This window comes from Streptomyces sp. adm13(2018) (assembly GCF_008042145.1).
Lineage (GTDB): Bacteria > Actinomycetota > Actinomycetes > Streptomycetales > Streptomycetaceae > Streptomyces.
This window is the reverse complement of record NZ_RDBH01000133.1, coordinates 1,290-3,127: the sequence shown is the minus strand read 5'-3', so window position 1 is coordinate 3,127 and position 1,838 is coordinate 1,290. Positions and strand designations below refer to the sequence as shown.

Genomic DNA, 1,838 nt, shown 5'->3' with positions numbered 1-1,838 from the left:
GTTGGTGGCGACGGTGCCGGAGAAGAGGTAGGGCTTCTGGGGGACGAGTCCGACGGTGCGGGCCATGAGGTCGGGGGCGAGGTCGCGGACGTCGACGCCGTCGACGAGGACCTCGCCGCCGGTGGCGTCGAAGAGCCGGGGGACGAGTCCGAGGAGGGTGGACTTGCCGCTGCCGGTCGAGCCGATGATCGCGGTGGTCTCGCCGGGGCGGGCCTCCAGACGGACGTCCTTGAGGACGGACTCCTCCGCGCCGGGGTACCGGAAGTCCGCGCTCCGGACCTCCAGATGGCCCCGCCGGTCGTCCGAGGTACGCACCGGGAAGGGCGGCGCGAGGACGGACGAACGGGTGTCCAGCACCTCGCGGATGCGGACGGCGCCGGCCTCCGCGCGGGGCATGTGCATGAACATGAAGGTGGCCATCATGACGGACATCGAGGTCTGGAGCAGATAGCCGAGGAAGGCCACGAGCCCGCCCGGCTGGAGGGCTCCGGACTCGATGCGGTGGGCGCCCGCGTACACCAGGGCGACGGTGGTCAGCTCCCAGATGATCAGGACCGTCGGGAACATCAGGGCCTGGAGCCGGCCGGCCCGCAGGCCGACGGAGCGGAGTTCGTCGTTGGCGGCGGCGAACCGTTCCCGCTCGTACCGGTCGCGGACGAAGGCGCGGACCACCCGGACTCCGGTGATCTGCTCACGAAGCACCCGGTTGACGTGGTCCACGCGCTCCTGCATGCCCGCGAAGAGCGGCCGCATCCGCAGGACGACGCTGCCGACCGCCACGGTCATGACCGGCACGAAGAGCAGCAGCACCAGGGCGAGCGGCACGTCCTGGCGCAGCGCCATGGTGATGCCGCCGAAGCAGAGGAGCGGCGCGGCGACCAGCATGGTGAGGACGAGGACGGTGAACGTCTGGACCTGCTGGACGTCGTTGGTCGTGCGGGTGATGAGGGAGGCGGCGCCGAAGCGGCCGCGCTCCCGTGCCGAGAACTCCTGGACGCGGCGGAAGACCTCGGAGCGGAGGTCGCGGGCGACGCCCATGGCGATCCGTGCCCCGGTGTAGGTGGCGGCGGCCGCGGCCGCCGCCTGGACGAGGGTGACGGCGACCATCACGGCGCCGCCGTCCAGGACGCGTCCGGTGTCGCCCTTCAGGACTCCCTCGTCGATGACCCCGGCGTTGAGCGCGGGCAGGGTGAGGGAGGCCAGGGACTGGACGAGCTGGAGGGCGACGAGGAGGACGAGGAGGGCCCGGTAGGGCTTGAGGCGGGGCGCGAGGAGTCCAAGCAGCATGGCGTTGTCCCCTCACGCGCCGTACGGGCGGACCGACTTGGCGTCCTTGAGGGCACGGCCCCACCAGCCGAGCTGGTCGAGGAGGGTCTTGGCCGCCCCCTCGGCGGCGGCGGGGTCCTTGTGCCGTCCGTCGGCGTCGAACAGTCCGTGGGCGTGGTGGAAGGAGACGGTGTCGCGGACGGTGACCGTGTGCATCTCGGCGTACACCTGGCGGAGTTGCTCGACGGCCCGCAGGCCGCCGGAGATGCCGCCGTAGGAGACGAAGCCGACGGGCTTGGCCTGCCATTCGGTGTAGTGCCAGTCGATCAGGTTCTTGAGGGAGGCGGGGAAGGAGTGGTTGTACTCGGGGGTGATGACCACGTAGGCGTCGGCGGCCTTCAACACCGGGGTGACCTTGGCGAGTTCGGCCCGGACGGTCGGGGACGGGTCGTAGGAGAGGGCGGTGGGGAGGTCGACCTCGGCGAGGTCGACGACGGTGACGGTGAAGTCCGCGCGCTCGGCGAGGCGGGAGCGGAACCAGTCGGTGACGACCGGGGCGAAGCGGCCTTCAC

General features: G+C 71.5%; 2 protein-coding genes. Both read right to left on the bottom strand.

Going from position 1 to position 1,838, the window contains the following annotated elements:
• The coding region (locus EAO70_RS26320; protein ID WP_148005421.1) for an ABC transporter ATP-binding protein at nucleotides 1-1,287 on the bottom strand (1,287 nt) is incomplete at its 3' end.
• 12 nt (nucleotides 1,288-1,299) lie between these two features.
• Nucleotides 1,300-1,838, bottom strand: a 539-nt coding sequence (locus EAO70_RS26315) for an NADPH-dependent FMN reductase (RefSeq protein ID WP_148005420.1), incomplete at its 5' end; no start/stop codon positions are given.